The organism is Agromyces sp. MMS24-JH15 (genome assembly GCF_043518605.1).
In the GTDB taxonomy this organism is placed as follows: Bacteria; Actinomycetota; Actinomycetes; order Actinomycetales; family Microbacteriaceae; genus Agromyces.
Genome location: NZ_CP171358.1, coordinates 3651520 through 3676808 on the forward strand (window position 1 = coordinate 3651520; position 25289 = coordinate 3676808).

The following is a 25289-nucleotide window of genomic DNA, read 5'->3' on the forward strand; positions in this document are numbered from 1 at the left end:
GTCCGCGCTCCGCGGGGCCGCCCGGGGGTAGCGTTGCCCGCATGCGCAAGTACCTCTTCAGCGGTGTGTTCCTGGGCGCGATCCTCGGCGGGATCGGCGTCGTCCGCACGACGATCAGCGGCCCGCGCGACTGGCGGCTCATCCTCATGTGGGTCTCGTGGCTCGCGAGCCTCGCGATCGCGGTCGGCACCGTCGCCGAGCAGGCGCGCGAGCGCGAGATCGACGTCCACCGCGATTGATCGACGGGGCCCGTCGACGCACCGGAACGTGAGCGGCGTGTCGATTGGCGGCGGCGCCGACCGTGGCAGCAGACTTGGGTGATCCCGACCTGCGAACGAGAGGATCGACGATGTTCCGCCGTTGGCGCCGCGCGCGACTCGCCGCGCAAGCCGCCTCACATGTCGCCCCGCCGGCGCCGCGCCCCACCGCGGCCGACCTCCGCGGCGAGCAGCTCTTCGAACTCGTGAACGCGAAGCTCATGGAGTTCATCGGCCCGAACGGGGCCTGGACCGTCGTCCGCCGATCCCAGGACGACACCGACTCGATCTTCCACGCCGTGCTCGCGCACCAGATCTCGGTCGAGCTCACGCGCGCCGTGCTCGACGAGCGCGACGCCGTCGCCGTCGTCGTCGACGCCGACCAGAAGCCCATGGCGCTGGACTGGGAGCCCGCACCGCTCGTCGTGTGGGCGGACCCGCTGCTGGATGCCGACGCGCAGGCGCCGGCCGTGGCATCCGTCGAGGTCGACGCGTACGAGTTCACGGCCCGCGCCGCCTGACGCGGCCCGCGCCGCCTGACGCGGCGCGCACCGCTTGGCCCGCGTCCCGAGCGGCCGCGTTCCAAAGAACCGGGCCGAATCTTGTACGCCCATCTCGGCGGCCGACCCCGCCCGATTCCTAGCGTTGGCGGAGGAGGGCGAGCGCCCTCGCCGGCCGACGAGGCCGGGACGTCCAGGAGGGATCGACCATGTCCGCAGGAGCCGCCGCCGCCCCGCGTCGCACCGCCCGCACCACCGCCCGCGACCTCGCCCAGATCGCGGTGTTCGCCGCGCTGATCGCCGCGCTCACCCTGCCGGGCGCGATCCCGGTCGGCATCGGCGTGCCGATCACCCTGCAGACGCTCGGCGTCATGCTCGCCGGCGCGATCCTCGGCGCCCGCAAGGGCGCGCTCGCCGTCTCGCTCTACGTGCTGCTCGGCCTCGCGGGCCTGCCGATCCTCGCGCAGGGCTCGGCCGGCCTGGGCGTGCTGGCCGGCCCCTCGGGCGGCTTCCTGCTCGCGTTCATCCCCGGCGCCTTCGTGATCGGATGGCTCGCCGCGCGCCTCGCACCTCGCCTGAAGTTCTGGACGCTGCTCGTGGCGACCGTCGCAGGCGGCATCCTCGTCGTGTACCTGATCGGCGTGCCGTGGCTGGCCGCGGTGACCGGGCTGCCGCTCGGCCAGGCCATCCTCGTCGGCGCGTTGCCCTACCTGCCCGGCGATGTCGTGAAGGCCGTCATCGCGGCGGTCGTCGCGGCCGGCGTCCACCGCGCCTGGCCGGGGCTCATCCCGGCTCGCGAGTGGCCGTGGCGCCGCGCGTCGAACGCCGCGACCGAGGCCGAGGCCGGGACGGACGTCGACGACCTGACCGTCCCCCGGGGCCGCGCCGCGTCGGATCGATGACCGAACTGCTCCTCGAGCACGTCTCGCACCGCTTCGACGGTGCGGACGTGCTCGTCGACGTCTCGCTGCGGCTCACCGAGCGGCGGATCGGGATCGTCGGCGCGAACGGCTCGGGCAAGTCGACGCTCGCGCGCCTCCTGAACGGCCTCGTGACGCCGACCTCGGGCCGGGTGAGCGTGGACGGCCTCGACGTCGCGCGGCACGGCCGCGAGGTGCGACACCGGGTCGGGTTCGTGTTCACGAACCCGGACACGCAGATCGTCATGCCGACGGTGCGCGAGGACGTCGCGTTCTCGCTGCGCCGGCTCCGGCTGCCGGCTTCGGATGCCTCGGCCCGCGTCGACGCCGCGCTCGACCGGTTCGGGCTTGCCGGCCTCGCCGACCGGCCCGCGCACCGGCTCTCGGGCGGGCAGAAGCAGCTGCTCGCGCTCGCGGCGGTCCTCGTCGCGGAGCCCGAGGTGCTCGTCGCGGACGAGCCGACGACGCTGCTGGATGCCCGGAACACCGCGCTCGTCGAGCGGCACTTCGCCGCGATCCCGCAGCAGCTCGTGATGGTCACGCACCGGCTCGAGGCGCTCGCCGGGTTCGATCGCGTGCTCGTCGTCGACCGGGGGCGCATCGTCGCGGACGACGCGCCCGGCCCGGCGCTCGAGGCGTACCGCGCCCTCGTCGCGGCCGAGGAGCCGGCGTCGTGATCGGCGTTCGGGCGTGATCGGCGCGTACGTCCCGGGTCGCTCGCCGATCCACGCGCTGCCGGCCGGGGCGAAGCTCGCCGGGCTCGCGGCATCCGTCGTCGTCGTGGCGATGCTGCCCGGCTGGCCGGCACTCCTGGTCGCGGACGGGGTGGTGCTCCTGCTGTTCGCGGTCGCGCGGATCCCGGCGCGCGTCGCGGTCCGCCAGCTCGTCCCGCTGGCGTGGATCCTGCTGCTCGCCGCGCCGCTCAACTGGCTCGTCAGCGGATGGGAGTCGGCGCTCACGATGTCGCTGCGGGTGAGCGCGTTCGTGCTGCTCGCGTCGCTCGTGAGCCTCACGACGCCGGTCGCGGCGATGCTCGACGCGATGCAGCGCGCGCTGGGCCCGATCGGGCGCGCGACCGGCGGGCGCGTCGACCCCGACCGGGTCGGCCTCGCGATCGCGATGGCGATCCGGGCGCTGCCGATCATGGCCGAGATCGTCCGCGAGGTCGTCGACGCCCGGCGCGCCCGCGGTGTCGAGCACTCGCTCCGCGCGATCGCGGTGCCCGTCGTGGTGCGCGCGCTCCGCACGGCCGACGCGATGGGCGAGGCGCTCATCGCGCGCGGCGCCGACGACTGACCCGCCGCAGGGTTCGCCGACCGGCGAGCCGGTGTCCCGTGGTCGGACGTCGCCCCTACACTCGCAACGCGCGGCCGCCCCGAACCGCCCGCGAGAGGAGTCCTCCCCCATGCTCGGCGTGAACCATGCGACGAGCGGCGCCGCCGCCTGGATCGCCCTCACGGGCGCGATGCCCCTGCTCACGACGGGCGCGTACCCGCTCGACCCGATCGGCGTCCTGGCCGGCGCGACCGTGTGCGCCGGGGCCGCCCTCCTCCCCGACGCCGACCATCACGGTGCGACGATCTCGCGCGCCGTGCCCGTCCTCGGCCGCCTCACGGCGGAGGTCGTCGAGACCGTGTCGGGCGGGCATCGCCACGGCGCCCACTCGCTGCTGGCCGCGGTGCTCGTCGCCGCCGGCGCCTCGGCGCTCGGCCTCGCCACGCTCGACGTCGACGGGCTCGGCGCCGTCGCGGTCGGCGCCGGGATCGGGACGACCGCCCTGACCGCGTTCGGCGTGAAGGCGCGCGGGTTCGTCCGGTCCTGGTGGGCGGCCTGGGCGCTCGGCTTCGCGCTCGGCATGTGCATCGTGGTGTTCGCGCCCGAGCAGTTCGGCTGGTTCCCGCTCGCCGTGACGCTCGGATTCCTCGCCCACCTCGCAGGCGACCTGCTCACGACGGGCGGCCTGCCCGGGCTGTTCTGGCCGTGGGTGCCGCGACCGCCGGAGTTCGTGGCCGACCTGCCCGTGGTGAATCAGGTCTGGCGACCGAACGGGTTCGTCGCCCTGCCGATCCTCGGCGACACCGGCTCCTGGCGCGAGCGCGCGCTCGGGGCGGTGCTGGCGTTGTACGCGGCGGTCGGCACGACCGCCGAGCTCATCAGGTGGGCGTGGCCCCACCTCCACCTCGGCTGACGCGGCGCGGGTCGACCGCCCTCAGCGTCCGACCGGTTCGCGCGGGCGCCCCGGCGCGGGTGCCGACCCGTCGGGGTCCCCCGCCCCCGGGCCGGAGCCGTCCGACCCCGCGGCATCCGACCGGCCGTCGCCGGGGCCCTCCTCGCCGTGCGCCGGGCCCGGATGGTCGCGGTCGTAGCGGACGAACCCGTACCAGACCGCGAGGACCAGCAGGGTGATCGCGCCGAGCGCGATCGCCCACGGCAGCACCACGGTCACCTCGACCTCGCCGCCGGCGCTGCCGTGCTCGATGGCCATGGGGACCAGCGCGAACGCGAAGAGGAAGACCACGGGGACCGCGATCGCGGCCCAGACGAGCTTGGATGCCTGGAACAGGACCTTGCCCTCGAGGAACGTGATCGGGATGAGGGCGACCATCGCGGTCGCGAGACCCTCGTGGGTGGTCGCGACGAGGGTCTCGCGGAGCAGTTCGGTGCCGAAGTCGGACTCGTGCGCCGTCGCGGTGCCGTCGTGGCCCGTGTCGGTCTCGGTCGTCCCGCCGGTGTCGTGTCCGTCGTCGCTGCCGTGGGACTCGAGGTGGATCCCGTCGGCGGATGCCGCGATGTCGACGGTCCCGACGCCGACGCCGCTCATGCCGTGGTCGGCCGCCGGCGCGACCACGTCGAGGAGCGAGTAGCCCGCCCACGCGGCGAACGCGATCGCGGCGACCAGGCCGAGGCGGATCGCGATGGCCCACTGCCGCGCCTCCTGCTTCACCGCGGACGCGATCTCGAGGCCCATGATGAGGCCGATGAGCAGGCCGGGGTGCAGGCCGAAGGCACGCGAGACGACGACGCCGATCACCGCGAGGAGGAGCGCGCCGGGGTGGACGACGATGTGCGAGTGGATGGTCCACCGGCGGGCCAGGATCCGCTGGGTGAGGAAGGCGGGCAGCGGGAGCACGAGGGCGAGGCCGATCGCGAGCGCGAGCGTCTCGCGGAGGGAGACGATGTCGACGCCGTACGACGGATCCGTGAACCCGAACGCGACGGCGCCGAGCACGACGATGACCGGGGCCAGCACCGCGGAGTGCGGGAGACGCGCGCTGAGGGCGGCCCACCAGGCGACGAAGGGCGCGAACCATCGCGTCACCCCGGCGAACCTGCCGACGTTCGCCTCGAGCGTGTCGTCGAGCAGGTGCGCGGGGACCGTGATCATGAAGAGCGTGAGGGCGCCGACGGCCGCGCTGAGCGCGAGCGGCAGCGGCTGGCTGAAGAGGTCGATGAACGACGGCAGTGAACTGCCGAGCGCGCTCGGCGCGCCTGGGTCGTCGCGCGAGGTCGGGTCCGCGGGCGGCACGGGCTGCTCGGCGGCATCGACGTCGGCGTCACCGCGGAAGCGGATCGACGGGGCGCGCGAGGGTGCCGGCGACGGGGCGGGCGTCGGTGTCACGGTCGGCTGCGGGGCGGGTTCCTCGACGAACTCGTCGTCCTCCTCGACGACCTCGTCGGGCGCGGCCGGCGGCGGCGCGACGAACGGGGCGATCACGGGAGGCGGCGGCGCGGGGTCGGGCGTGAACTCCGGCACGTAGTCGCCGGGGTCCGAGGATGCCTCGGGCGCGGCGCCGACCGCGGCGACACCGGCGTTCGCCGGCCCGACGCCGATCGCGGTGGAGACGGCCAGGAGCAGAAACGCCAGCGCACCGCCGATGAGCACCGCAGGCCCGAACCATCGCCGGAGGGCACGCCGAACACGAAGCATCCTCGCCTCTTTCCCCAATGCCGCTCATTTTGGCCCGGGGAAGCGAGTAGAAGATCACGTTTGCATAACGGTTCGGCGATACCCTGCACTCGGTACGTATCATGCCCCCCGTTCGGGGGCGGTGCTCGAAGCGCAGCGCGACGGAGCCGAGCGCCTACGCGACCGGCGCGCCGAGCGCCGCCACGAGCGCGTCGAGCTGGGCCTTCTGGGACTCCTCGACCGTGAGCGACATGAACGCCGACATCGTCAACAGGACCTCGTAGGTGTCGGGCTTGCCGCGCTTGCCCGGCCGATGCGCGACCTGGATGCCCCGATAGGTCGACACCGGGTTCCGCGACGCCTCCTGCATCCCGTTGTGCCGGAACTTGGCGACCGTGGCGCCGTCGTAGAGAAGACTCTCGCCGTTCGCGCCCTTGACCTCGATCATGACCGTCCCCATCAGAATCCGCGGCCCTGCCGGCCGTCGAACGCGTTCTCGATGCCCTGGAACACGGCGGTCAGGTCGCCCGTTCCCAGCATGCTCGCGACGGCGATGAGGGCCGCGACGCCCGCGACCACGAGGACGACGTACGTCGACGCCTTGGGGCGGCGTCGGCTCGTCGATGACGTTGATGTGCTCATGGCGGCGACGCTATCGACGCCGGCCGCGCCACGGCCTGAGCAACGATTGCTCAAGGTTCGGGCGTGCGAGTGCTCACGCTCGGGGCAGGACCGGCGCGGCCGGTCGGAGCCCGTCCATCAGCACCGCGACGAATGCCCCCGACAGCTCGGGTGAGGACCCGGGCGAACGGATGACGGCATGCGCCGTGCGGATGAGCAGGTCCGCTGCGGTCTCGGCCGTGATGTCCGCGCGGATCGCGCCGCTCGCGCGGGCGCGGTCGACGAGCCGCACGACGGCGGCCACGAGCCGGGCGCGAAGACCGGTCGTCGTCGGGAGGTCGAGGCCTGCCAGTTCGGCGCCGACCGCGGAGTGCGCGGATTGGAACGCGACCAGTTCGGTGAGGAACGTGCGCAGCGCGACGGCCGGTTCGGGCTCGCGCCCCAGCGCTTCGGCCCGATCGACGACCGGCCCGAGCAGGCCCGCGACGGCGGCGTCGATGAGCGGGTCCTTCCCGCCGAACGCGCGGGCGATCGTTCCCGCGCCCAGGCCCGCGCGCTTCGCGATGGTGTCGACCGTCAGCGGCGCACCCGGCTCGCCGAGCAGCGACGTCGCCGCGGCCAGCGCCAGCTCGCGGTTCCGCCTCGCATCGGCTCGTCGGGCCGTCGGCCCGGCCGACTCCGTCGATTCCGTCGTTGACAAATGGAATGCTCCTTCCAAATACTGAATTGGAACGCCTATTCCAAATACTCTACGGCTGGGAGCCACGGATGAACCAACGGATCCTGATCTCGGGCGCGAGCGTCGCCGGGTTGACGCTCGCGTACTGGCTCGCGCGACTCGGCTTCGCGCCGACGGTCGTCGAACGTGCGCCGGACCTGCGCACGGGCGGCAACGGGGTCGACATCCGGGGGCGTTCCGTCGCCGTCGTCGAGCGAATGGGGCTCGGTGCGGAGATCCGGGCCGCCGCGGCCGACGTGCGCGGCATGCGGTTCGTGGATGCGGACGACCGGACGATCGCACGACTCGACACCAGGGACCCGGACGGCGTCGAGATCCTGCGCGGCGACCTGGTCCGCCTCCTCCGCGACGCGATCGGAAGCGACGTGGAATTCCGCTTCGGCGACTCGATCCGAGCGCTCGACCAGGACGACGGCGGGGCGACCGTCGCCTTCGACCACGGCGGGACGGACCGCTTCGACCTCGTGATCGGCGCCGACGGCATCCACTCGAACGTCCGGCGCCTGGCGTTCGGACCGGTGGCCCGGTTCACGGTGCACCGCGGGCACTACTTCGCATTCGCCGATGCGGACGCGTCGCTCGGCGAGGACCGATGGATGACGATCCACAACCGGCCCGGGCGGATGGCCGGCATCTGGCGCTCCGGCACCCACGCCCAGGCGAAGGCGTACTTCCTCTTCCGGTCCCCCGAGCTCGCCTACGACCGCCGCGACGCGCGCCTGCCCGCACGGTTCCTCACCGACGCGTTCGCGGACGACACGTCGTGGCACGTCGGCGACCTGCTCGACACCGCGCTCGCCGATCCCGGGCTCATGTTCGACGCCCTCAGCCAGGTGCGCATGGCGCGGTGGTCGACCGGGCGCGTCGCGCTCGTCGGCGACGCCGCCTGGTGCGCCTCCCCGGCGTCGGGTGCCGGTGCCGAACTCGCGCTGGTCGGGGCGTACCGGCTCGCGATCGAGTTGGCGGCGGCGCCCGGTGAGCACCGGCTCGCGTTCGCCCGCGCCCACGACGGCCATCGCGGCCTGGTCCGCGCCCGGCAGCGGATCGGGGTCAACGTGCGACTGATGGCGCCGAGCACCGGGCTCGGCCGGTGGATCCGGAACACGGTGATCCGGTCGCCGCTCGTGCGGGCCGGCGGACCGTCGGGGCGGCGCACGGCGGACGACGGGACCCGCCTCGGCGGATACGAAGCGGCCCTCGACCAGGACTCCTGATCGAGGGCCGCGGTCCGCGCGCCGGTGCGCGTTCAGCCCTTGCTGACGGTGACGGCGATCGGCGTGGGGTTCGCGAAGAGGTCGAGCACCGGGCAGTGCTCGTCGACGGCGGCCTTGAGCTGCTCGTAGCGCTCGGCCGTCTCCGGGCCGTCGATGGTGATCGCGAGTCGCACGGCCCCGAAGCCCGGGCGGATGGTCTCGTCGATGCCGAAGAGCTTCCGGGCGTCGAGGTCGCCCTCGGCGTCGATGCGGATGTCGTCGACCTGGATGCCGAGCGCCTGGGCGTAGAGGCGGTAGACGACGATCTGGCACGAGATGAGGGCACCGAGCGCGTACTCGACCGGGCTCGCGGCGAGGTCGTCGCCCGCGAGCGCGGCGGGCTCGTCGACGAGGAACTCGTGCTTGCCGGCGCGGATCGCGCTGGCGACGGAGCCGGTGCCCTGTCCCGAGGTGCGGTAGGTCAGGTGGGCGCTGGTCCCGTCGGCGGAGATGCGATCGGCCCAGGCGGCGCCCGCCTCGGTGAGGCGGCTCGCGCGCTCATCGGCGCTGGAGGACTGGACGGCGGTGTCGGTGAGGAGCGTCATGGTGCCGACCGTAGGGACCGCACGGGCGCCGGTCGAACGGCGCCGTCACGCGGCTTCAACCGGCGACACGGGGCGTCATGCCGCGCCGACCGCCTCCCGAGGCCCGAACAATGCGAAACGGCCCTCGATCTGGAATCCCGATCGAGGGCCGTTCTGTGGTGCACCCCCAGGGACTTGAACCCTGAACCCACTGATTAACAGTCAGTTGCTCTGCCGATTGAGCTAGAGGTGCGTGATTCCGGCCTGTTTTTCACAACCCGAACCGAGCGACCACACTATCAGGCCATTCGGACGAGCGCCAATCGAGGCCGACCTCGGCGTGGCGACGCGGCATCCGACGTCACGACCCCGGTCACCCGGCCCGCTCGCCGATAGCCTGAACGGGTGACCACGGATGCCCCGGAAGCCCCGTTCGCCGCCGATCTCGCGCTCGCGCTCGAGCTCGCCGACCTCGCCGACTCGGTATCGCTCGCGCGCTTCCGCGCCGTCGACCTCGACGTCCGCACCAAGCCGGACCGCACGCCCGTGACCGAGGCCGACCTCGCCGTCGAGCGCGCCCTGCGCGACCGCCTCGCGATCGCGCGGCCCGACGACGGCGTGCTCGGCGAGGAGTTCGGCACCGAGGGCGATGCCTCCCGGCAGTGGATCATCGACCCGATCGACGGCACCGCGAACTTCCTGCGCGGCGTCCCCGTCTGGGCGACCCTGATCGCGCTCGCGGTCGACGGCGTGCCCGTCGTCGGCGTGGTCGCGATGCCCGCGCTCGGCCGCCGCTGGTGGGCCGCCCGCGGCACGGGCGCGTGGACCACGGATGCCCCGGGCACGACGTCGGACGGCTCCGTCGAGCCGCGCCGCATCGCCGTCTCGCAGGTCGCCGACCTCGCCGACGCCTCCCTCAGCTTCCAGAGCCTCGCGCAGTGGCGCGATGCCGGGTACCGCGACCGCCTGCTGGCCTTGGCCGACCGGGTGTGGCGCGATCGCGCCTACGGCGATGCGTGGTCGTACATGCTGCTCGCCGAGGGCCTGCTCGAGATCGTGGGCGAGTTCGACGTGAAGGTGTACGACCTCGCCGCCCTCATCCCCGTCGTCGAGGAGGCCGGCGGCCGCTTCACGTCGATCACCGGCGAGCCGGGGCCGGGGCACGGCAGCTCGCTCGCGACGAACGGGCTGCTGCACGATCGCGTGCTCGACGTCTTGCGCTGAGCGACCCGCCCGACAGCACAGCGCGGCCGGCCGGTGACACCGCGCGGCCGGGCGCCGACTCGGCGCGGCCGGCCCGGCGCCCGATCTCAGCGCCGCCGGCTCCACGCGACGCCGATGAGGCACAGCGCCCCGCCGACGAGCGCGGCGATCGTCGGCAGCTCGCCGAGCAGCAGCCACGAGAGCAGCACGGCGATCGCCGGCACCGCGAGCGTGGCCGACGCGGTCGCGCCGGCGGTGCTGCGCTGCAGCACGTACGCCCACAGCAGGAACGCCACGGCCGTCGGGAAGATGCCGAGGTAGACCGTCGCGGCGATCGCGGCGGGCGGCGCGGTGCCGACCTCGGTGACGAGGTTCGGCAGGAAGGGCAGGAGCGCGAGCGCGCCGACGACGCAGCCGACCCAGGTCGCGCTCAGCGCGTCGGTGGTCCGCAGCGCGACCTTCTGCACGAGCAGCCCGCTCGCGTAGAGCACCGCGGCGACGAGGCCGAGCACGATGCCGAGCAGGTCGCCGTGTGCGCCCGCACCGCCGAGCGCGATGATCACGACCCCGGTGAATCCGATGCCGAGGCCGATCATGAGCGGGCGCGGGAACCCTTCCTTGAAGGCGATGCCCGCGACGACGGCGACGATGAGCGGGGCGACGTTGACGAGCATCGCGGTGGTGCCGGCGTCGAGGTGCCGCTCGGCGATGTTCAGCACGAGCGTGTACCCGGCGAACCAGATCACGCCGTAGACGATGACGAGCACGAGCCCGCGGCCGCGCGGCAGGGGCGGACGCCGCCAGACCGCGATCGCGATGAGCGCGACGGATCCGACGAGCTGGCGGCCGAGTGCGATCGAGCCCGGCGAGAGGTGGTCGCCGATCCCGCGGATCGCGATGAACGCCGAAGCCCAGAGGACGAGCACGACGACGGTCGCGGCGAGCACGCGCCAGTCGGGAGCGCGGCCGCCGCTCGTCGCGGTGGGGGCGGGGATCGGCAGGCGTGATCCGGTGGGGGGCGCGGGCTGCTCGGCGGTGCGTCGTGACATGCTCCCAGCCTCGCGGGATGCTTCATTCATTACAAGCGAACGTTCCTACCTATTCATTCAGTTCCGCTGTACAGTCGGCGCATGGTCGATCCGCAGCGCCTCCGCGTGTTCCGCGCCGTCGTGCACACGGGCTCCATCAACCGGGCCGCCGAGCACCTCGGCTACACGCCGTCCGCCGTCAGCCAGCACGTGAGCGCCCTCCAGCGCGAGACCGGGCTCGTCCTCGTGGAGCGTGCGGGGCGAGGCATCCGCCCGACCGCCGCCGGCCTCGTCGTCGCCGACCGGGCGACCCGCGTGCTCGACCAGCTCGCCGACTTCGACGGCCTCGCCGACGACCTCCGCGCCGGCCGGAGCGGCACGATCCGCGTCGGCTGCTTCTCGTCGGCGAACCGCGCCTGGATGCCGGGCGTGCTCGGCGCCCTCGCCGACGACTTCCCGGGCCTGCGGGTCGAGATCGACCTCATCGAACTGCGCGGGCGCTACGCGGTCGACCCCGACCTCGAGCTGTACGTCGCGGAGTCGGTGCTCGCCGACCGCGACCCCGCCGTCGCCGAGGGCAGCATCGAGGGCTACGACCTCGAGCACCTGCGCACCGAGGACTACGTCGTCGTCGTGCCCGCCGAGCACCGGTTCGCCGGCCGATCGACGCTCGCCCTCGCCGACCTCGCCGACGAGCCGTGGATCGACAACGACCACGCGCGCGGACCGTGCCGCGAGATCGTGATCACCGGATGCCTCGCCGCGGGCTTCGCACCCCGGTTCCGCCTCGCCGCGCCCGACTACGCGACCGCGTTCGACTACGTCGCGCAGGGCCTCGGCGTGACGGTCCTCCCCCGGCTGGGCGCGTTCCGCCTGCCCGAGGAGGTGCGGGCGATCACGGTGAGGGATGCCGCTGTCCGCCGCCGCATCATGCTGCGCACGAAGCGGTCGATGCGGACGCACCCCGCCGTCGAGCGGGCCGCACGGCTCCTGCGCGCGACCGCCGGCGCCGCGATCACGCCGGATGCCGCGAGCACGCCCCCGCTCGGACACACCGCGGACGCTCCCGACGCGGCCGGTGCCCGAGTCAGCGGGGCGCCTCCGGCTTGAGCTCGGGCAGGCCGCCGCCGCGCCGGGCGTCGCCCCACAGGTCGACGCCGCCGTCGACTGCGTGCCCGTCGATCGCGGCGAGCTCGTCGTCGTCGAACCCGAGCCGGTCGAGCGCGTCGAGGTTCTCGTCCAGCTGGGCGACCCGGCTCGCGCCGATCACGAGGCTCGTGACGCGCTCGTCGCGCAGCGCCCATGCGAGCGCGAGCTGCGCGAGCGACTGGCAGCGCGCGCGCGCGACCGCGTCGAGGGCCCGCAGGTGCTCGCGCGTGGCCTCCGTCACCGCGTCGGCGTCGAGCGACGTGCCCGCGGCCGCGCGCGTCCCCTCGGGGACGCCGCCGAGGTACTTGCCCGTGAGCAGCCCCTGCGCGAGCGCCGTGAAGCCGATGACGCCGAATCCGAGTTCGCCGGCCGCGTCGAGGAGGCCGTCGGTCTCGATCCAGCGGTTCAGCATCGAGTACGACGGCTGGTGGATGGTCAGGGGCGTCCCGAGTTCGCCGAGGAGGCGCGCCATCGCGCGCGCGTCCTCCGCGCTGTACGACGAGATGCCGACGTAGAGCGCCCGGCCGCTGCGCACCGCGTGGTCGAGCGCGGCAGCCGTCTCCTCGAGCGGCGTCTCGGGGTCGGGGCGGTGCGAGTAGAAGATGTCGACGGAGTCGAGCCCGAGCCGCTCAAGCGAGCGGTCGAGGCTCGCGAGCAGGTACTTGCGGCTCCCGCCGACGCCGTAGGGTCCGGGCCACATGTCCCAGCCGGCCTTCGTCGAGACGATGATCTCGTCGCGGTACGGCGCGAGGTCGGTCGCGAGGATGCGACCGAAATTGGCTTCGGATGCCCCGTAGGGCGGCCCGTAGTTGTTGGCGAGGTCGAAATGGGTGACACCGCGGTCGAACGCCCGCCGCACGATCGCGCGCTGCGCATCGAGCGGCCGGTCGTCGCCGAAGTTGTGCCAGAGCCCGAGTGAGAGCGCCGGGAGCTTCAAGCCGGAGGCGCCCGAGCGGCGGTAGGCCATGCGGTCGTATCGGTCGGACGCGGCGGTGTATCCCACCCGTCGATCATCGCACCCGCGCGGTCCGATCCGGCCCGTGCGGAGACTGTGCGGATCGTGCAATCTTCGGCTCCGCAATTGTGGGGGTGCACCACTCGGCACGGACCGTCCGTGCGTGAGAACATCTCAGCACAGCAGTTCGCAACGGCGCATCCACCCCGCGCCAGCGGCACCGACGCCGCACCTGACGGTCCCGCCACCCGGGCCATCGCGACACCGGAGCACACCCCTCCACCGCCGCCAGACCGTGTCGTCGAGGCATTCCCCGATGCCGAAGTCCCTCGTGTCCCAGGAGGCCCCACCATGAACGAGCAGGTCACCGATCGTTGGTTCTGCGACGATCCCGAGTGCGATTACTGCACCAGCGCATTCACCGACTGAGTCGCGCGGCTCGCGTCCCCCTCGCGAACCCCGCGCCACTCGTGAACGAGCGAAGGCCGCCCCATCGGGGCGTCCTTCGCTCGTTCCACATGCGTGCGACGACGGCCGGAGTGTGGAGATGGGGGGAATCGAACCCCCGTCCATCGCTGAGATTCCACGCCTTCTCCGGGCGCATCCTGTGAAGCGTTCTGCTCGGCCCCGATCCTTGTCACAGGCACCTGGATCGACGGGCCCAGCCTGATGAAGTCCCGCGCGCCGCTCAGGCGAAGACGCGCAGCAAGATCCCTAGCTGACGCCGGGTACCGAGGCGGGAACGAACTCGGGCCGACGGACTATCGGACTCGCTTAGGCAGCGAGGGCGAAGTCGGACTGCTTGTTGTTGGCAGTTATTGGTGTGCAGGGAGCGTTGACGAGATAACCCTGCATCCTCGGCCCGCTTCTCGTGGGCACACAGGCGATGTCGAAACCGATCATCCCCATGCGCGCCGGTCCTGCCCTGGGGCAGGACGATGGCGGGCCGTCGTCGCACGTTGTGGAGTTTCCAATTCCGCCGAGCCGAAGCCCGAGCGGCCTTTCAGGATACAACACGCCGGATGCCCCGTGCCATTCCGCGCACCGGCCGGCGAGGCATCCTCAGTCGGCGACGAGCCGATGCTCGAGCGCGGCGAGATCCTCGAGCGACAGGCCCCCGGCGAGCAGGAACTCCCGGGCCGAGCCCGAGGTGCGCTCCACGGTCTCGATGAGGTCCTCGATCGCCTCGGGCGGGCTGCCGCCCATGAGCACGCGCAGCGCCGGCGAGTCCGGCACGCCGTAGCCCCCGACGAGCTCGACCATGCCCTCCAGCCACTCCCCCTCGAGGTTCGCCTGGGTGCGCGCGTAGTCGGCGATGACGGCGTCCCGGTCGGCGCCGACGGCGAGCAGCGCGAGGGCGACGACGACGCCCGTGCGGTCCTTGCCGGCCGTGCAGTGCACGACGACGGCCCGGTCGCCCGCCCGCGCGAGGTCGCGGATCGCCTCGACGACGACATGCGCGTGCTGCGTCACGATGCGTTCGTAGAGCTCCTCGAGGCTGATGCCGGGTTTCTGCGATGCCGCCGAACCCTCGAAGAGCGGGAGGCGCACGATCTCGACGTCGGCGTGGTCGACGTCGTCGGGCATCGCGGCGGCCTCGCGGTCGTCGCGCAGGTCGAGCACGCGGCCGACGCCGAGTTCGGCGAGGCGCTCGCGACCGGCCTCGCCCAGTCGGTGCAGCCCGTCCGAACGGTAGAGCACGCCCTCTCGCACGGCCCGGCCGTCGACGGTCGGGATCCCGCCCACGTCGCGGAAGTTGAAGGTGCCGGGTACGGGGATGCGCGTCGAGGTCTCCACCTCGTGCAGCCTACCCTCCGGTCCTGACACTGCACCGGGCGGTCATCCACCCGGCGCAGGGCGGTCCCCCGACCGCGGCTCAGTCCCCGAGCCGCCGGTGGGTCGACATCGCCCGGTCCGCCTCGCGCTTGTCCTGCTTCTCGCGCAGGGCCTGGCGCTTGTCGTACTCCTTCTTGCCCTTCGCGATCGCGAGCTCGACCTTCGCGCGCCCGTTCGAGAAGTAGATCGACAGCGGGATCAGCGTGTAGCCGCCCTGCGCGGTGCGATGGCTGATCTTCACGATCTCCTGCTTGTGCAGCAGGAGCTTGCGCTTGCGGCGCGGCGCGTGGTTGTTCCACGTGCCCTCGGTGTACTCGGGGATGTGCACCGCGTCGAGCCACAGCTCGCCGCCGTCGATGAAGGCGTAGCCGTCGACGAGCGACGCACGCCCCTCGCGGAGCGACTTCACCTCGGTGCCCTGCAGCACGATGCCGGCCTCGTACGTGTCCTCGATGAGGTAGTCGTGCCGCGCCTTGCGGTTGGTCGCGACGACCTTCTTACCGCGTTCCCTGGGCACGGCGCCCTCCTTCGCTCGGTTCGTGTCGTGATGGATGCCCCGGCCGTCGCCGAGGCAGCCCGTCAGTCTACCCGCTCCCGCGGGCCGTGGCGCGCCGCGGTACGCACGACGCGTCTCGAGACCCGGTGGGTCGAGGAGCGCCGCGCGTAGCGCGACGCGTCTCGAGACCTAGACGCGCAGGTACCGCCGGATCGCGATGCCCGCGGAGATCGCCGCGAGCAGCACGCCGACGAGCACGAGCAACGGCACGACGAGCCAGGCGTCGCCCAGGTCGACGAACGTGAACGACAGCGTCTCGGCGAGGTAGCCCTGCACGAAGAACTGCACGATCGCGAGTACCGCGCCGCCCGCGAGCAGCGACCCGATGAGCCCGGCGAAGACGCCCTCCACGACGAACGGCGTCTGGATGAACCCGTTCGACGCGCCCACGAGACGCATGATGCCGAGCTCGCGTCGGCGCGAGAACGCCGACAACCGGATCGTCGTCGCGATGAGCAGCGCGGCAGCGACGAGCATGATCGCCGCGATCGCGATCGCCGTGTAGCTGGCCGCGTTCAGCACGTCGAAGATCTGGTCGAGGTAGCGCCGTTGGTCGACGACCTGCTCGACGCCGGCCATGCCGGCGAGGCTCTCGGCGATGACGTCCGACTGGCCCGGGTCGACGAGGTTCACCCAGAAGGTCTCGTTCAGCACCTCGGGCGTCACGTACTCGGCCGCGGGCGTGCCGGCGAACTGCTCCTGGAAGTTGTCGTACGCCTGCTGGTGGTCCTCGAACGTCACCTCGTCGACGAACGGCGCGAGCGTGTCCGACTCGAGTTGCGCCTGGACGGCGGCCTTCTGCTCCTCGGTCGCCTCGCCGTCGGTGCATCCTTCCGACGTCGACACCGACGTGCACAGGTAGACCGCGACCTGCGCTCGGTCGTACCAGTAGCCCTTCATCTGCCCGATCTGCAGCTGCAGGAGCGCTGCGGTCCCGACGAACGTGAGCGACACGAACGTGACGAGCACGACCGACACGACCATGGAGGCGTTGCGGCGCAGGCCGTTCGCGGCCTCGCCGAGCACGAGTCCGAGCCTCATGAGGTGGGTCCGACTTCCTGGTCGTGGTCGTCCTTGCGCGGGCCGCCGGGGGCGCGTAGTCCGAGCCGTTCGGCGAGCGTGAGGTGTGCGGGCGCGGCCATCTCCTCGACCTCCTCGATCGGGATCGCTCCGGTCGCGACGGCGGTGATCTCGGCGGCCTCCTCGGTGACCTCGTCGGTCGCCTCGGGCTCGACGTAGAGCGGCTCGGCGGTGCGCATCGCTTCGGGCGTGACCTTGGGCGCGGCCGCGGTCATGGTGCCGAGATCGCCCGGCTCGAACTCGCGGACCGTCTCGCCGTCGTAGCCGGCGGCGGCCTGGTCGCGGACCACCTCGCCCGAGGAGAGCTCGATCACGCGACGCTGCATCTGGTCGACGATGCCCGCCTCGTGCGTGGCCATGACGACGGTCGTGCCGCTCGCGTTGATCCGCTCGAGCAGGGTCATGATGCCCGCGCTGGTCACCGGATCGAGGTTGCCGGTCGGCTCGTCGGCGAGCAGGATCTGCGGCTTGTTCACGATCGCGCGCGCGATCGCGACGCGCTGCTGCTCGCCGCCGCTCAGCTCGTGGGGCATCCGCTTGCCCTTGCCGTCGAGGCCGACGAGCTTCAGGGTCTCGGGCACGGCCGACTGGATGAATCCGCGCGACTTGCCGATCACGCGCAGCGTGAACGCGACGTTCTCGGCGACGTTCTTGTTCGGCAGCAGGCGGAAGTCCTGGAACACCACGCCGATGCTGCGGCGGAAGTAGGGGATCTTCCGCGTGGAGATCTGGCCGAGGTCCTGCCCGAGCACGTGGATCGTGCCCCGGCTGGGCTTCTCCTCCTTGAGGATCAGCCGGAGGAAGCTGGATTTCCCGGAGCCGGACGCCCCCACGAGGAAGACGAACTCACCGCGGGGGATCTCCACCCCGACGTCGGTGAGCGCCGGTCTGGATTGCCCCGGATAGGTCTTGGTGACGGAGTCGAAGCGGATCATCGCGTTCGAGCCTAAGCAGGCTTCCCCGGTTTCGCAGCAGCGACACCCGCCGCGGCCGAGGGATCGGACCTAGTCGTCGTCCTTGCGCTTGCGCCACTTGATGCCGGCGGCGATGAGCCCGTCGAGGTCGCCGTCGAACACGGTCGCGGGGTTGCCCACTTCGTATCCGGTGCGGAGGTCCTTCACGAGCTGCTGGCCGTAGAGGAAGTACGAGCGCATCTGGTCGCCCCAGCTCGCCGTGATGACGCCCGCGAGCTCCTTCTTCTTCGCCGCCTCCTCCTCGCGCTTCAGCAGCAGGAGTCGGGTCTGGAGGACCCGCATGGCCGCGGCGCGGTTCTGGATCTGCGACTTCTCGTTCTGCATCGAGACGACGAGGCCGGTCGGGAGGTGGGTGAGGCGCACGGCGGAGTCGGTCGTGTTGACCGACTGGCCGCCGGGGCCGGACGAGCGGAACACGTCGACGCGGATGTCGCCCTCGGGGATGTCGACCTCCACGGCCTCCTCCATGACGGGGATGACCTCGACCGCGGCGAACGACGTCTGCCGCTTGTCGGCGGAGCCGAACGGGCTGATGCGCGCGAGGCGGTGCGTCCCGGCCTCGACCGACAGCGTGCCGTAGGCGTAGGGCACGTCGACCTCGAAGGTCGCCGACTTGATGCCCGCACCCTCGGCGTACGAGGTGTCCATGACCTTGACCGGGTACTTGTGCCGCTCGGCCCAGCGGAGGTACATCCGCATGAGCATCTCGGCGAAGTCGGTGGCGTCGTCGCCGCCCGCACCCGAGCGGATCGTGACGACGGCGCCGCGCGCGTCGTACTCGCCGTCGAGCAGGGTCTGCACCTCGAGCTGGCCGACGACCTCCTCGAGCGCAGCGAGCTCCTGGCGCGCCTCCTCCTCGGCGTCGGCGTCGTCCATCTCGGCGGCGAGCTCGACGAGCACGTCGAGGTCGTCGATGCGCTGCTCGACGGCCATGACGCGCTTGAGCTCGGCCTGCCGGTGGCTGAGCGCGCTGGTCACCTTCTGGGCGTTGTCGACGTCGTCCCACAGGTCGGGGGCGCCGGCCGCCTCCGACAGGCGGGCGATGTCGGCCTCGAGGGCGTCGACGTCGACGACGGCACGGATGTCTCGGAAGGTGGCGCGCAGACCCGCGAGCGCCTGCGTGAAGTCTTGATCCAACATGTCCTGTCCAGCCTAGACGCTCGGGCTCGGGGGCACCGGTGCGATGGATGCCTCGCGCGTCAGTGGAACACCGACCGCGCCGTCGCGGTGACCTCGATCGGCACCTCGATCGGGAGGAACTCGGTGCTGATCGGCGCGACCCACCGGGCGTGGAGCGTGACCGAGGCGGTCCGCCCGTCGAGCACGTCCGCGCGGGCGAGCTCCATGCTTTGCAGTCCGCTCTCGGTGTCGGCGAGGTAGTCGGACGCCGCCGCCCGCACGCCGTCGGCCGTGAGTGCGAACCCGAGGCGCCCGTCGTCGACGTGGACGCTCTCCATCCCCCAGGACTCGGCGGCGGCGAGCGCGGCGCCGTCGGCGACCGTGAACAGGCGCTTGCGCTCCAGGTAGAGGGAGGTCGCGGCGGCGACAACGAGGATGAGGACGATGCCGAGCATGCCGTAGCAGACGGTGAGGACGAGGGTCGAGCCCGCGTCCTCCTCGCGGAGCCGCGCGAGGCGGGTCATCCGCCGCCTCCGACCGCGAACCGCGAGACGGTCTGCGTGGCGGACCCGCGGAGGACCACGCTGGACACGCGATCGAGGCCGAGCACCTCGGGCACCAGCGGCAGGCGGACCCGCGCGACGACGTCGACCCGCATGCGCGTGCCCGGCTCGCCGCACGCGGCGACGGGGTCGCAGACGACGTCGACCGAGGTGTCGGCCCGGCCGATCCCGTAGTCGGCGAGCGCGAGGAGCACGACCGGTTCGACCTGCGGCCGGCCCTCCCCCGCCGACCGCACCGCGACGCGCGCGGCGTGACGCGCCGCACCCTCGACGGCGAGGCTGCCCGCCTGGATCGCGCCGATCGCGAGCACCAGGTAGACGAGCGGGACGAGCAGGATCAGCCCGACGGTCAGGAACTCGAGCGACGCCGACCCGCGGTCGTCTGCGTGCATCCCTGCGACCCGCCCACGGATCGGGCGGCGCGGGCGGTGCGGGCCGCGCAGGCGGCGCACGCGGTCAATCGAGGCCCTCGACCGCGGCATGGCCCGTCACCTCCAGGCCCCGCTCGGGCCCGAGCAACCCGATCACCGGGATGGCGGCCCGGACCGTGATCGCGACCACCTCGACCCCGCCCGGCGACTCGACCCGACCCGACACGTCGGCCGCATACCCGTCGGACAGCGCGGCGCCGATGAGCGCGCGGGTCCTGGCGACGCCGTCATCGGTCGAGGCACCCGCGAGCGCGGCGTAGCGCGCGCCCTCGGCTGCGGCATCCAGCAGGGTGTTCCGCACGTGCAGCGCGAGCGCGAGCTGGACGACCGCGAGTGCGAGGGCCGTGAGGATGACCCCGACGAGCGCGAACTCCGCGACCGCTGAGCCGCGCTCGTCGACGAGGCGCGCGAACACCGCCCTGGAGCGCGTCAGAACCCGAGCACGCGCTGGATCGCCTGGTCGAACACCGACGACAGCGCCGGGCCCGCGAGCCCCCAGATCACGATGACCAACCCGGCCGTCATGAGCGTGATGAGCACCCACCCGGGGACGTCGCCGCGTTCGTCGCGGAAGCGGTCTCGAAGGCTGGCGGCGAAGCGGCGCATGGGCGGTCCTTTCGGTCGGGGATTCGAGGGTCGCGCGCATCAGAATCCGGTCTGGAGCACGACGTAGCCGGGGAACAGCGCGAATGCGACCGTCACCGGGAGGATCAGGAACACGAGCGGGACGAGCATTGCGATCTCCTTGCGGCCCGCCGACTCGATCAGCCGGCGCTTCGCCTCGTCGCGGGCATCGCCGGCCTGCGCGGCGAGGACGCCGGACAGCGGCGCGCCGCGCTCGAGGGCACCCAGGATCTGGTCGATCGCGCGCGTGAGCGCCGCGTGGTCGAGGTCGTCGCGGAGGTCGGCGAGCGCACGTGCGAGCGGGACGCCCGCGCCGACGGCGGCGGTCACGCCGGCGAACTCGCGGCCGAGTTCGCCGGCACCCGCCGTCGCGACTCGGCGAAGTGCGTCGAGCATGCCCTCCCCGGCGGTCAGGCTGAGCGCGAGGAACTCGAGCACGGTCGGCAACTCGTCCGAGATCCGTCCGAGGCGAGCGCGAGCGCGCCGCTGGAGCATCCAGTCGCACACGGCGACCGCGAGGATCGCGCCGACGAGCGGGATCAGCGCGCGAAGGAACGGCGGCGTCGACGCGAGGCCGGGGCTCGCGACCGCGGCGCCGACGCCCACCGCGAACGCCGCGGCCCCCCAAGCGAGCTGGCGTCCGCGGAATCCGCCGACCGTCGTGTCCGACCCCGCCTGACGGAGGCGCCGAGCGACCTGCTGGTCGCCGCCGAACCAGCCCGCGAGCGTCCGCGCGACGGCGAGTGCCGGGGCGAACAGCAGGCCGATCACCGGAGACGGATCCGACGGGCGCCGGTCGAGGAGGCTCCTCGCCTCGCTCGAGAGGTCGGCGACGAACGGCGCCACGCGTTCCATGAGCCGCGGCCGGCCGAGCCTGGGCAGGGTCGACGCGATCAGCCAAAGGCCGAGCCCGAGCGCGGCACCGGACGCGATCGACAGGGCGACCCCCGGGCTCATCGGAACCACCGCCGTTCGGCGGGCAGCCGGCCGAGTGCGATCATCGCGCGATAGGCGAGCAGGCTCACGGCGACCCCGACGAGGAGCAGGATGCTCCCGGCCGTGCTGTCGTACGCCTCGAGGGTCTCCGGCTTCGACGCGAGCAGGAGCAGGAGCAGCCAGGGGGCGGCGACGCCGAGCCGGGCGGCGTTGCGGATCCACGACTGCCTCGCGTGCACCTCGCCGCGGACCGAGGCATCCTCGCGCAGCGACCGCGCGAGCCCGCGCAGGACCGTCGGGAGCTCGGTTCCGCCGACCTCGCGGGCCATGCGCAGGGTCTCGATCAGCCGGTCGGCGATCGGGTCCGCGAGCCGCTCCTTGAGCCGGTCGAGCGCGAGGCCGAAGTCGGCGGTCCGCCGGAAGTCCGCCTCGAACGCCGCGAAGTCCGCCCGCGTGGCCGACGGTCCGAGCTCGGCGAGCGCGGCGACGCCGTCGGGCAGGGACATCCCCGCGCGCACCGACGCCACCAGGTGGTCGACGACCTCGGGCCACACCGCCCGGTTCGCCGCCCGGCGGCGCTCGGCACGTCGGTGGACGAGGAACGGCACGATCAGGAGCCCGAGCGCGCCGCCGGAGAGCGTGAGGACGGGCAGGCCGAAGATCGCGTGCACGATGGCGGCGACGACCGCCGCGAGCACCGCCGCGACGAGCCCGATCGCCGGGAGGGGGACGTGCCCGAGGCCCGCGAGCTGCAACTCGTCGCGGATCCGGCCGGACCCGGTGCGCGAGGCCCGCGCACCTCGCTCCGGCCACAGCACGGGCGAGAGCAGCAGCAGGAGCCCGGTCCCGAGCAGGGCGCCGAGGATGACGCTCACGCGCCCGCCTGCCCGAGGACGACGTCGGGATCCAGGCCCGCCATGGCGTACTTCTGCGGACGCGGCGGGCGGGCGCCGGTCGGCGCCAGTGCCCCGTCGCGCAGCGCGAACAGGACCTCGGACTCGACGAGCCCGTCGACGATGCGTCCGGTGGGCGCGGCGATCTCGGCGACGCGGCGGTGGCCCGCCCGATCGATCGTGAGGTGCACGACGAGGTCGATCGTCGACGCGACCGTGGGCACCACGAACGCCGGGTCGATGTTGCGGCCCGCCAGCAGCGGCAGCGTGCACAGCTTGGTGAGCGCATCCGCGGAGGAGTTCGCGTGGATCGTGCACATCCCGGGCACGCCCGAGTTGAGCGCGATGAGCAGGTCGAGGCTCTCGGCGTCCCGCACCTCGCCGACGACGAGCCGGTCGGGCCGCATCCGCAGCGCCTCCTTCACGAGCCGGCGGAGCGTGACCTCTCCGGTGCCCTCGAGGCTCGGCTGACGGCACTGGAGCCCGACGTGGTCGCGCACGTCGATGTCGAGCTCGAAGGTCTCCTCGACCGTGACGACGCGTTCGCCGACCCTGCTCGCCGACAGCAGCGCGTTCACGAGCGTCGTCTTGCCGGTGTGCGTGGCCCCGGCGACGAGGATGTTCGCGCCCGCGAGCACCGACATGCGCAGGAACTCGGCCGCCGTCGTGGTCAGCGCGCCGAGCGCGACGAGCTGGGGCAGCGCCCGCAGCCGCGCCTGGAACTTCCGGATGTTCACCGCCCAGTGCGATCGGGTGACGTCCGGGATCACGACGTGGAGCCGCGACCCGTCGGGCAGTGACGCGTCGACGAACGGCGAGCTGAGGTCGACCCGTCGGCCCGAGTGCTGGAGCATCCGCTCGACCAGTTCGCGCACCTCGCGGTCCCCGAGGACGAGCGGCGTGAGCTGGGCGATGCCGTCACGTGCGATGAACACCCGCGTGGGGCCGTTGATCCAGATCTCCTCGACGCCCGGGTCGTCGAAGTACGGCTGGAGCGGGCCGTACCCCGTGATCGCGGCGACCACCTCGCGCTCGACGCCGGCCTCGTCGGCGAGCGCGACGGCCGTGCCCGCGAGCGCGCGCTCGGAGTGCCGGCGCACCTCCTCACGGGCGAATCGGGCGGCCGCGCCCTCGTCGTGCACGACGTCGACGCCCTCCCGGAGCACCCGGTTCCGCACGCGCTCGGCGATCGTGCGCACGGGATCGGTCATGCGCTTCATCTTGGCGGGGGCGTGGACGACCGCGGCGCCGGTTCTCCACAGGTAAAATCACGTCGGCAGCATCTTCCGATGGGAGGCCGATGACGCAATCACGAACCGCCGTCGAACGCGCCGCGCTCATCGCCCGTCGCGACGTCGTCGTCGACCTCGCGAGGGCGGCCTGCATCCTGCTCGTGGTCGTCGCCCACCTGCTCATGATCGGGGTCTGGTTCGACGATTCCGGGGCGATCGTCCTCTCCCGTCCCGCCGAGGCGCAGCCCTGGTTCGCCGCCGCGACCTGGGCCGGCCAGGTGATGCCGCTGTTCTTCGCGCTCGGCGGGTTCACCGCGATCACGGCGTGGCGCAGCCTGCAGAAGCGCGGCGGCGACTCCGCGGACTTCGTGCGGGCGCGCGTGCTGCGGCTCGCGACGCCGGCCCTGCCGCTGTTCATCGGCTTCGCGCTCGGGCTCGGCACGGCGAGGCTCGCGGGCGCGGATCCCGAACTGCTCGACGCCATCGCCAAGGGCGCGGGCTCCCCCCTCTGGTTCCTCGGCGCGTTCCTCCTCGTCCAGTGCCTGGTGCCGATCACGGCGCGATTGCACCGACGGGCCCCCGTGCTCACGCTGGCCGGGCTCGCGGGCACCGCCGCGCTCATCGACGCCGCTCGCATCGCGAGCGGCGTCGAGACGCTCGGCCACGTCAACATCATCTTCATCTGGGCGTTCGTCCAGCAGCTCGGCTTCTGGATGGCCGACGGATGGTTCAAGCGGCGCACCGCGCCGCAGCTGACCGGACTCGCCGCCGTCTCGTACCTCACGATCTGGCTCCTCGTCGAGCGGGGGTGGTACTCCCCCGACATGCTGACGAACCTCAACCCGCCGACCGGTCCGCTCGGGCTCCTCGGCATCGCGCAGGTGTCGATCCTCACGCTCCTGTACGCGCCGCTCAACGCCCTCATGCGGCTTCGGGCCGTGCGGGCGACCGTCTCGCTCGTGGGCAGCCGGTCGATGACGATCTACCTCTGGCACCTGCCGATCATCATCGGGGTCGCCGCGCTCATGCTGCTCGCCCCGTGGGCGATGCCCGAGCCCGCGACGGCAGCCTGGTGGTGGAGCCGCGCGCTCATCCTGGTCGTCGTGCTCGGGCTGGTCTGGCTCGTGTCGATCCCGCTGGCCCGGTTCGAGGCCCTGCCGACGGCGATCCCGGAGGGCTACCGCCGCCCGGCGCCCGGCGCGACGTACACGGCCGCCGCGCTCGCGTTCATCCCGCCCTTCCTGGTGATCGAGTTCTTCCTCGACCTGCGGATCGCGGTGGTGGGCGTCGTGCTGCTGGGGACCGCGTTCCTCCTCGTGCGGCCGCGCCGCGTGCGGGCGTCCGCCGCCTAGACTGGCTGGGCACTCGCGGGAGTGGTGAAACCGGTAGACACGCAGGATTTAGGTTCCTGTGCCTTCGGGCGTGTGGGTTCGAGTCCCACCTTCCGCACTCGGCTCGGCTCGCGCTCGCTCGGCCGGAATCGGCCCGACTCAGCTCCGACTCATGAGGCCGGCGCCGCCGGCAGCAGCTCCGCCACGAGCGCTTCGACGCGGCGCTTGATCTCGTCGCGGATCGGGCGGACGGCGTCGATGCCCTGACCGGCCGGGTCGTCGAGTTCCCAGTCTTCGTAGCGCTTGCCCGGGAAGACGGGGCAGGCGTCGCCGCACCCCATCGTGATCACGACGTCCGACGCCCGGACCGCGTCGACCGTGAGGATCCTGGGCGTGTTCCCGGTGATGTCGACACCGTCCTCCGCCATGGCCTCGACCGCGACGGGATTGATCTCGTCCTTCGGCGCCGAACCGGCGGACCGGACCTCGATGCGGCCGGCGCCCAGCTCTCGGAGGTAGCCCGCGGCCATCTGGGATCTTCCGGCGTTGTGGACGCAGACGAACAGGACGGAGGGCGTGGGGGCGGTCATGCCTGAATGATAGATGGATATCTATAAGTCCGCCAACCCCGACTCCCCGTCCGGGCCATCACGGAGCA

General features: G+C 72.7%; 30 protein-coding genes, 2 tRNA genes and 1 other RNA gene. 11 read left to right on the plus strand and 22 right to left on the minus strand.

Annotated features, from left to right (window positions below; all coding sequences use genetic code 11):
• Positions 1–41: 41 nt before the first annotated feature.
• The 6 genes from ACDF64_RS16625 (at position 42) to ACDF64_RS16650 (ending at position 3865) form a co-directional block, all read left to right on the plus strand.
• Positions 42–239, plus strand: a complete 198-nt coding sequence (locus ACDF64_RS16625; RefSeq protein ID WP_394552463.1) for a hypothetical protein — start codon at positions 42–44, stop codon at positions 237–239.
• Between the two features lie 110 nt (positions 240–349).
• Positions 350–778: a hypothetical protein gene (locus ACDF64_RS16630; RefSeq protein WP_394552464.1), complete on the plus strand. Its 429-nt coding sequence runs from the start codon at positions 350–352 to the stop codon at positions 776–778.
• Positions 779–966: 188 nt separating this feature from the next.
• A complete protein-coding gene (locus ACDF64_RS16635) occupies positions 967–1659 on the plus strand; it encodes a biotin transporter BioY (protein ID WP_394552465.1) in 693 nt (230 codons plus the stop codon).
• On the plus strand, positions 1656–2354 hold the full coding sequence (locus ACDF64_RS16640) for an energy-coupling factor ABC transporter ATP-binding protein (RefSeq protein ID WP_394552466.1): 699 nt from the start codon (positions 1656–1658) through the stop codon (positions 2352–2354). Before ACDF64_RS16635 ends, ACDF64_RS16640 begins: the two co-directional genes overlap by 4 nt.
• A 13-nt stretch (positions 2355–2367) precedes the next feature.
• The gene (locus ACDF64_RS16645) at positions 2368–2973 is read left to right on the plus strand and encodes an energy-coupling factor transporter transmembrane component T family protein (protein ID WP_394552467.1); all 606 of its coding nucleotides are present in this window, start codon (positions 2368–2370) and stop codon (positions 2971–2973) included.
• A gap of 109 nt (positions 2974–3082) precedes the next feature.
• Positions 3083–3865 carry a metal-dependent hydrolase gene (locus ACDF64_RS16650; RefSeq protein WP_394552468.1) on the plus strand — a complete coding sequence of 261 codons (783 nt, stop codon included), beginning with the start codon at positions 3083–3085 and terminating at the stop codon, positions 3863–3865.
• Positions 3866–3886: 21 nt separating this feature from the next.
• Here ACDF64_RS16650 and ACDF64_RS16655 read toward each other — a convergent pair whose 3' ends face one another.
• The 4 genes from ACDF64_RS16655 to ACDF64_RS16670 form a co-directional block, all read right to left on the minus strand.
• On the minus strand, positions 3887–5605 hold the full coding sequence (locus ACDF64_RS16655; RefSeq protein WP_394552469.1) for a hypothetical protein: 1719 nt from the start codon (positions 5603–5605) through the stop codon (positions 3887–3889).
• Positions 5606–5759: 154 nt separating this feature from the next.
• Positions 5760–6044 (minus strand): hypothetical protein, encoded by a 285-nt coding sequence (locus ACDF64_RS16660; RefSeq protein ID WP_394552470.1) that lies wholly within the window; start codon positions 6042–6044, stop codon positions 5760–5762.
• Positions 6044–6226 carry a hypothetical protein gene (locus ACDF64_RS16665; RefSeq protein WP_394552471.1) on the minus strand — a complete coding sequence of 61 codons (183 nt, stop codon included), beginning with the start codon at positions 6224–6226 and terminating at the stop codon, positions 6044–6046. Before ACDF64_RS16665 ends, ACDF64_RS16660 begins: the two co-directional genes overlap by 1 nt.
• Positions 6227–6299: 73 nt before the next feature.
• Positions 6300–6905, minus strand: a complete 606-nt coding sequence (locus ACDF64_RS16670) for a TetR/AcrR family transcriptional regulator (RefSeq protein ID WP_394552472.1) — start codon at positions 6903–6905, stop codon at positions 6300–6302.
• Positions 6906–6973: 68 nt separating this feature from the next.
• Between ACDF64_RS16670 and ACDF64_RS16675 the strand changes: the two genes are divergently transcribed.
• Entirely contained in the window at positions 6974–8158 is a 1185-nt protein-coding gene (locus tag ACDF64_RS16675; protein WP_394552473.1) for an FAD-dependent monooxygenase, read from the plus strand.
• A gap of 32 nt (positions 8159–8190) precedes the next feature.
• Here the strand turns inward: ACDF64_RS16675 and ACDF64_RS16680 are convergent, their stop codons facing one another.
• A complete protein-coding gene (locus tag ACDF64_RS16680; protein ID WP_394552474.1) occupies positions 8191–8742 on the minus strand; it encodes an OsmC family protein in 552 nt (183 codons plus the stop codon).
• A gap of 156 nt (positions 8743–8898) precedes the next feature.
• Positions 8899–8974 (minus strand) — tRNA-Asn (locus tag ACDF64_RS16685).
• Between the two features lie 152 nt (positions 8975–9126).
• On the opposite strand from ACDF64_RS16685, the gene hisN reads away from it, so the two are divergent.
• Positions 9127–9945: a histidinol-phosphatase gene (gene hisN / locus ACDF64_RS16690; protein WP_394552475.1), complete on the plus strand. Its 819-nt coding sequence runs from the start codon at positions 9127–9129 to the stop codon at positions 9943–9945.
• 86 nt (positions 9946–10031) lie between these two features.
• On the opposite strand, the gene ACDF64_RS16695 is transcribed toward hisN, so the two are convergent.
• Positions 10032–10973, minus strand: coding sequence for a DMT family transporter (locus ACDF64_RS16695; protein WP_394552476.1), 942 nt, complete (start codon positions 10971–10973; stop codon positions 10032–10034).
• Between the two features lie 81 nt (positions 10974–11054).
• Between ACDF64_RS16695 and ACDF64_RS16700 the strand changes: the two genes are divergently transcribed.
• Entirely contained in the window at positions 11055–12062 is a 1008-nt protein-coding gene (locus ACDF64_RS16700; protein WP_394552477.1) for a LysR family transcriptional regulator, read from the plus strand.
• Here ACDF64_RS16700 and mgrA read toward each other — a convergent pair.
• From mgrA to ACDF64_RS16770, 14 genes are all read right to left on the minus strand, one after another.
• Positions 12040–13068, minus strand: coding sequence for an L-glyceraldehyde 3-phosphate reductase (mgrA, locus tag ACDF64_RS16705; RefSeq protein WP_394555184.1), 1029 nt, complete (start codon positions 13066–13068; stop codon positions 12040–12042). The two genes, ACDF64_RS16700 and mgrA, sit on opposite strands and share 23 nt — an antisense overlap.
• A gap of 527 nt (positions 13069–13595) precedes the next feature.
• Positions 13596–13963: a transfer-messenger RNA gene (gene ssrA / locus ACDF64_RS16710) on the minus strand.
• 155 nt (positions 13964–14118) lie between these two features.
• A complete protein-coding gene (locus ACDF64_RS16715) occupies positions 14119–14853 on the minus strand; it encodes a tyrosine-protein phosphatase (protein WP_394552478.1) in 735 nt (244 codons plus the stop codon).
• A gap of 79 nt (positions 14854–14932) precedes the next feature.
• Positions 14933–15409 (minus strand): SsrA-binding protein SmpB, encoded by a 477-nt coding sequence (smpB, locus tag ACDF64_RS16720; RefSeq protein WP_394552479.1) that lies wholly within the window; start codon positions 15407–15409, stop codon positions 14933–14935.
• A gap of 168 nt (positions 15410–15577) precedes the next feature.
• Positions 15578–16489, minus strand: coding sequence for a permease-like cell division protein FtsX (ftsX, locus tag ACDF64_RS16725; protein WP_394552480.1), 912 nt, complete (start codon positions 16487–16489; stop codon positions 15578–15580).
• Positions 16486–17463 carry a cell division ATP-binding protein FtsE gene (gene ftsE / locus ACDF64_RS16730; RefSeq protein WP_394552481.1) on the minus strand — a complete coding sequence of 326 codons (978 nt, stop codon included), beginning with the start codon at positions 17461–17463 and terminating at the stop codon, positions 16486–16488. Before ftsE ends, ftsX begins: the two co-directional genes overlap by 4 nt.
• A gap of 69 nt (positions 17464–17532) precedes the next feature.
• Positions 17533–18642 carry a peptide chain release factor 2 gene (gene prfB / locus ACDF64_RS16735; protein WP_394552482.1) on the minus strand — a complete coding sequence of 370 codons (1110 nt, stop codon included), beginning with the start codon at positions 18640–18642 and terminating at the stop codon, positions 17533–17535.
• A 59-nt stretch (positions 18643–18701) separates the two neighbouring features.
• A complete protein-coding gene (locus ACDF64_RS16740) occupies positions 18702–19145 on the minus strand; it encodes a pilus assembly protein TadG-related protein (protein WP_394552483.1) in 444 nt (147 codons plus the stop codon).
• Entirely contained in the window at positions 19142–19576 is a 435-nt protein-coding gene (locus ACDF64_RS16745) for a TadE family protein (protein WP_394552484.1), read from the minus strand. The genes ACDF64_RS16740 and ACDF64_RS16745 overlap by 4 nt, the downstream gene beginning before the upstream one ends.
• A 64-nt stretch (positions 19577–19640) precedes the next feature.
• Positions 19641–20030, minus strand: coding sequence for a TadE/TadG family type IV pilus assembly protein (locus tag ACDF64_RS16750; RefSeq protein WP_394552485.1), 390 nt, complete (start codon positions 20028–20030; stop codon positions 19641–19643).
• Between the two features lie 14 nt (positions 20031–20044).
• Positions 20045–20221 (minus strand): hypothetical protein, encoded by a 177-nt coding sequence (locus ACDF64_RS16755; protein WP_394552486.1) that lies wholly within the window; start codon positions 20219–20221, stop codon positions 20045–20047.
• A gap of 39 nt (positions 20222–20260) precedes the next feature.
• On the minus strand, positions 20261–21196 hold the full coding sequence (locus ACDF64_RS16760; protein WP_394552487.1) for a type II secretion system F family protein: 936 nt from the start codon (positions 21194–21196) through the stop codon (positions 20261–20263).
• Complete coding sequence (locus ACDF64_RS16765) at positions 21193–22050, minus strand: type II secretion system F family protein (protein ID WP_394552488.1); 858 nt, start codon at positions 22048–22050, stop codon at positions 21193–21195. The genes ACDF64_RS16760 and ACDF64_RS16765 overlap by 4 nt, the downstream gene beginning before the upstream one ends.
• Complete coding sequence (locus tag ACDF64_RS16770; RefSeq protein WP_394552489.1) at positions 22047–23279, minus strand: CpaF family protein; 1233 nt, start codon at positions 23277–23279, stop codon at positions 22047–22049. The genes ACDF64_RS16765 and ACDF64_RS16770 overlap by 4 nt, the downstream gene beginning before the upstream one ends.
• 89 nt (positions 23280–23368) lie before the next feature.
• On the opposite strand from ACDF64_RS16770, the gene ACDF64_RS16775 reads away from it, so the two are divergent.
• Together ACDF64_RS16775 and ACDF64_RS16780 are read left to right on the plus strand one after the other, a co-directional pair.
• Positions 23369–24652 (plus strand): acyltransferase, encoded by a 1284-nt coding sequence (locus ACDF64_RS16775; RefSeq protein WP_394552490.1) that lies wholly within the window; start codon positions 23369–23371, stop codon positions 24650–24652.
• Positions 24653–24667: 15 nt separating this feature from the next.
• Positions 24668–24749: transfer RNA gene (locus ACDF64_RS16780), tRNA-Leu, on the plus strand.
• 52 nt (positions 24750–24801) lie between these two features.
• Here the strand turns inward: ACDF64_RS16780 and ACDF64_RS16785 are convergent.
• Entirely contained in the window at positions 24802–25221 is a 420-nt protein-coding gene (locus ACDF64_RS16785; RefSeq protein WP_394552491.1) for an arsenate reductase ArsC, read from the minus strand.
• Positions 25222–25289 lie beyond the last annotated feature (68 nt).

Coding starts and splice junctions, on each gene's coding strand:
- ACDF64_RS16625 (WP_394552463.1), top strand. CDS start 42: ATGCGCAAGTACCTCTTCAGCGGTGTGTTCCTGGGCGCGATCCTCGGC.
- ACDF64_RS16630 (WP_394552464.1), top strand. CDS start 350: ATGTTCCGCCGTTGGCGCCGCGCGCGACTCGCCGCGCAAGCCGCCTCA.
- ACDF64_RS16635 (WP_394552465.1), top strand. CDS start 967: ATGTCCGCAGGAGCCGCCGCCGCCCCGCGTCGCACCGCCCGCACCACC.
- ACDF64_RS16640 (WP_394552466.1), top strand. CDS start 1,656: ATGACCGAACTGCTCCTCGAGCACGTCTCGCACCGCTTCGACGGTGCG.
- ACDF64_RS16650 (WP_394552468.1), top strand. CDS start 3,083: ATGCTCGGCGTGAACCATGCGACGAGCGGCGCCGCCGCCTGGATCGCC.
- ACDF64_RS16655 (WP_394552469.1), bottom strand. CDS start 5,605: ATGCTTCGTGTTCGGCGTGCCCTCCGGCGATGGTTCGGGCCTGCGGTG.
- ACDF64_RS16660 (WP_394552470.1), bottom strand. CDS start 6,044: ATGGGGACGGTCATGATCGAGGTCAAGGGCGCGAACGGCGAGAGTCTT.
- ACDF64_RS16665 (WP_394552471.1), bottom strand. CDS start 6,226: ATGAGCACATCAACGTCATCGACGAGCCGACGCCGCCCCAAGGCGTCG.
- ACDF64_RS16675 (WP_394552473.1), top strand. CDS start 6,974: ATGAACCAACGGATCCTGATCTCGGGCGCGAGCGTCGCCGGGTTGACG.
- ACDF64_RS16680 (WP_394552474.1), bottom strand. CDS start 8,742: ATGACGCTCCTCACCGACACCGCCGTCCAGTCCTCCAGCGCCGATGAG.
- ACDF64_RS16695 (WP_394552476.1), bottom strand. CDS start 10,973: ATGTCACGACGCACCGCCGAGCAGCCCGCGCCCCCCACCGGATCACGC.
- ACDF64_RS16700 (WP_394552477.1), top strand. CDS start 11,055: ATGGTCGATCCGCAGCGCCTCCGCGTGTTCCGCGCCGTCGTGCACACG.
- mgrA (WP_394555184.1), bottom strand. CDS start 13,068: ATGGCCTACCGCCGCTCGGGCGCCTCCGGCTTGAAGCTCCCGGCGCTC.
- ftsX (WP_394552480.1), bottom strand. CDS start 16,489: ATGAGGCTCGGACTCGTGCTCGGCGAGGCCGCGAACGGCCTGCGCCGC.
- ftsE (WP_394552481.1), bottom strand. CDS start 17,463: ATGATCCGCTTCGACTCCGTCACCAAGACCTATCCGGGGCAATCCAGA.
- prfB (WP_394552482.1), bottom strand. CDS start 18,642: ATGTTGGATCAAGACTTCACGCAGGCGCTCGCGGGTCTGCGCGCCACC.
- ACDF64_RS16740 (WP_394552483.1), bottom strand. CDS start 19,145: ATGACCCGCCTCGCGCGGCTCCGCGAGGAGGACGCGGGCTCGACCCTC.
- ACDF64_RS16745 (WP_394552484.1), bottom strand. CDS start 19,576: ATGCACGCAGACGACCGCGGGTCGGCGTCGCTCGAGTTCCTGACCGTC.
- ACDF64_RS16755 (WP_394552486.1), bottom strand. CDS start 20,221: ATGCGCCGCTTCGCCGCCAGCCTTCGAGACCGCTTCCGCGACGAACGC.
- ACDF64_RS16760 (WP_394552487.1), bottom strand. CDS start 21,196: ATGAGCCCGGGGGTCGCCCTGTCGATCGCGTCCGGTGCCGCGCTCGGG.
- ACDF64_RS16770 (WP_394552489.1), bottom strand. CDS start 23,279: ATGACCGATCCCGTGCGCACGATCGCCGAGCGCGTGCGGAACCGGGTG.
- ACDF64_RS16775 (WP_394552490.1), top strand. CDS start 23,369: ATGACGCAATCACGAACCGCCGTCGAACGCGCCGCGCTCATCGCCCGT.
- ACDF64_RS16785 (WP_394552491.1), bottom strand. CDS start 25,221: ATGACCGCCCCCACGCCCTCCGTCCTGTTCGTCTGCGTCCACAACGCC.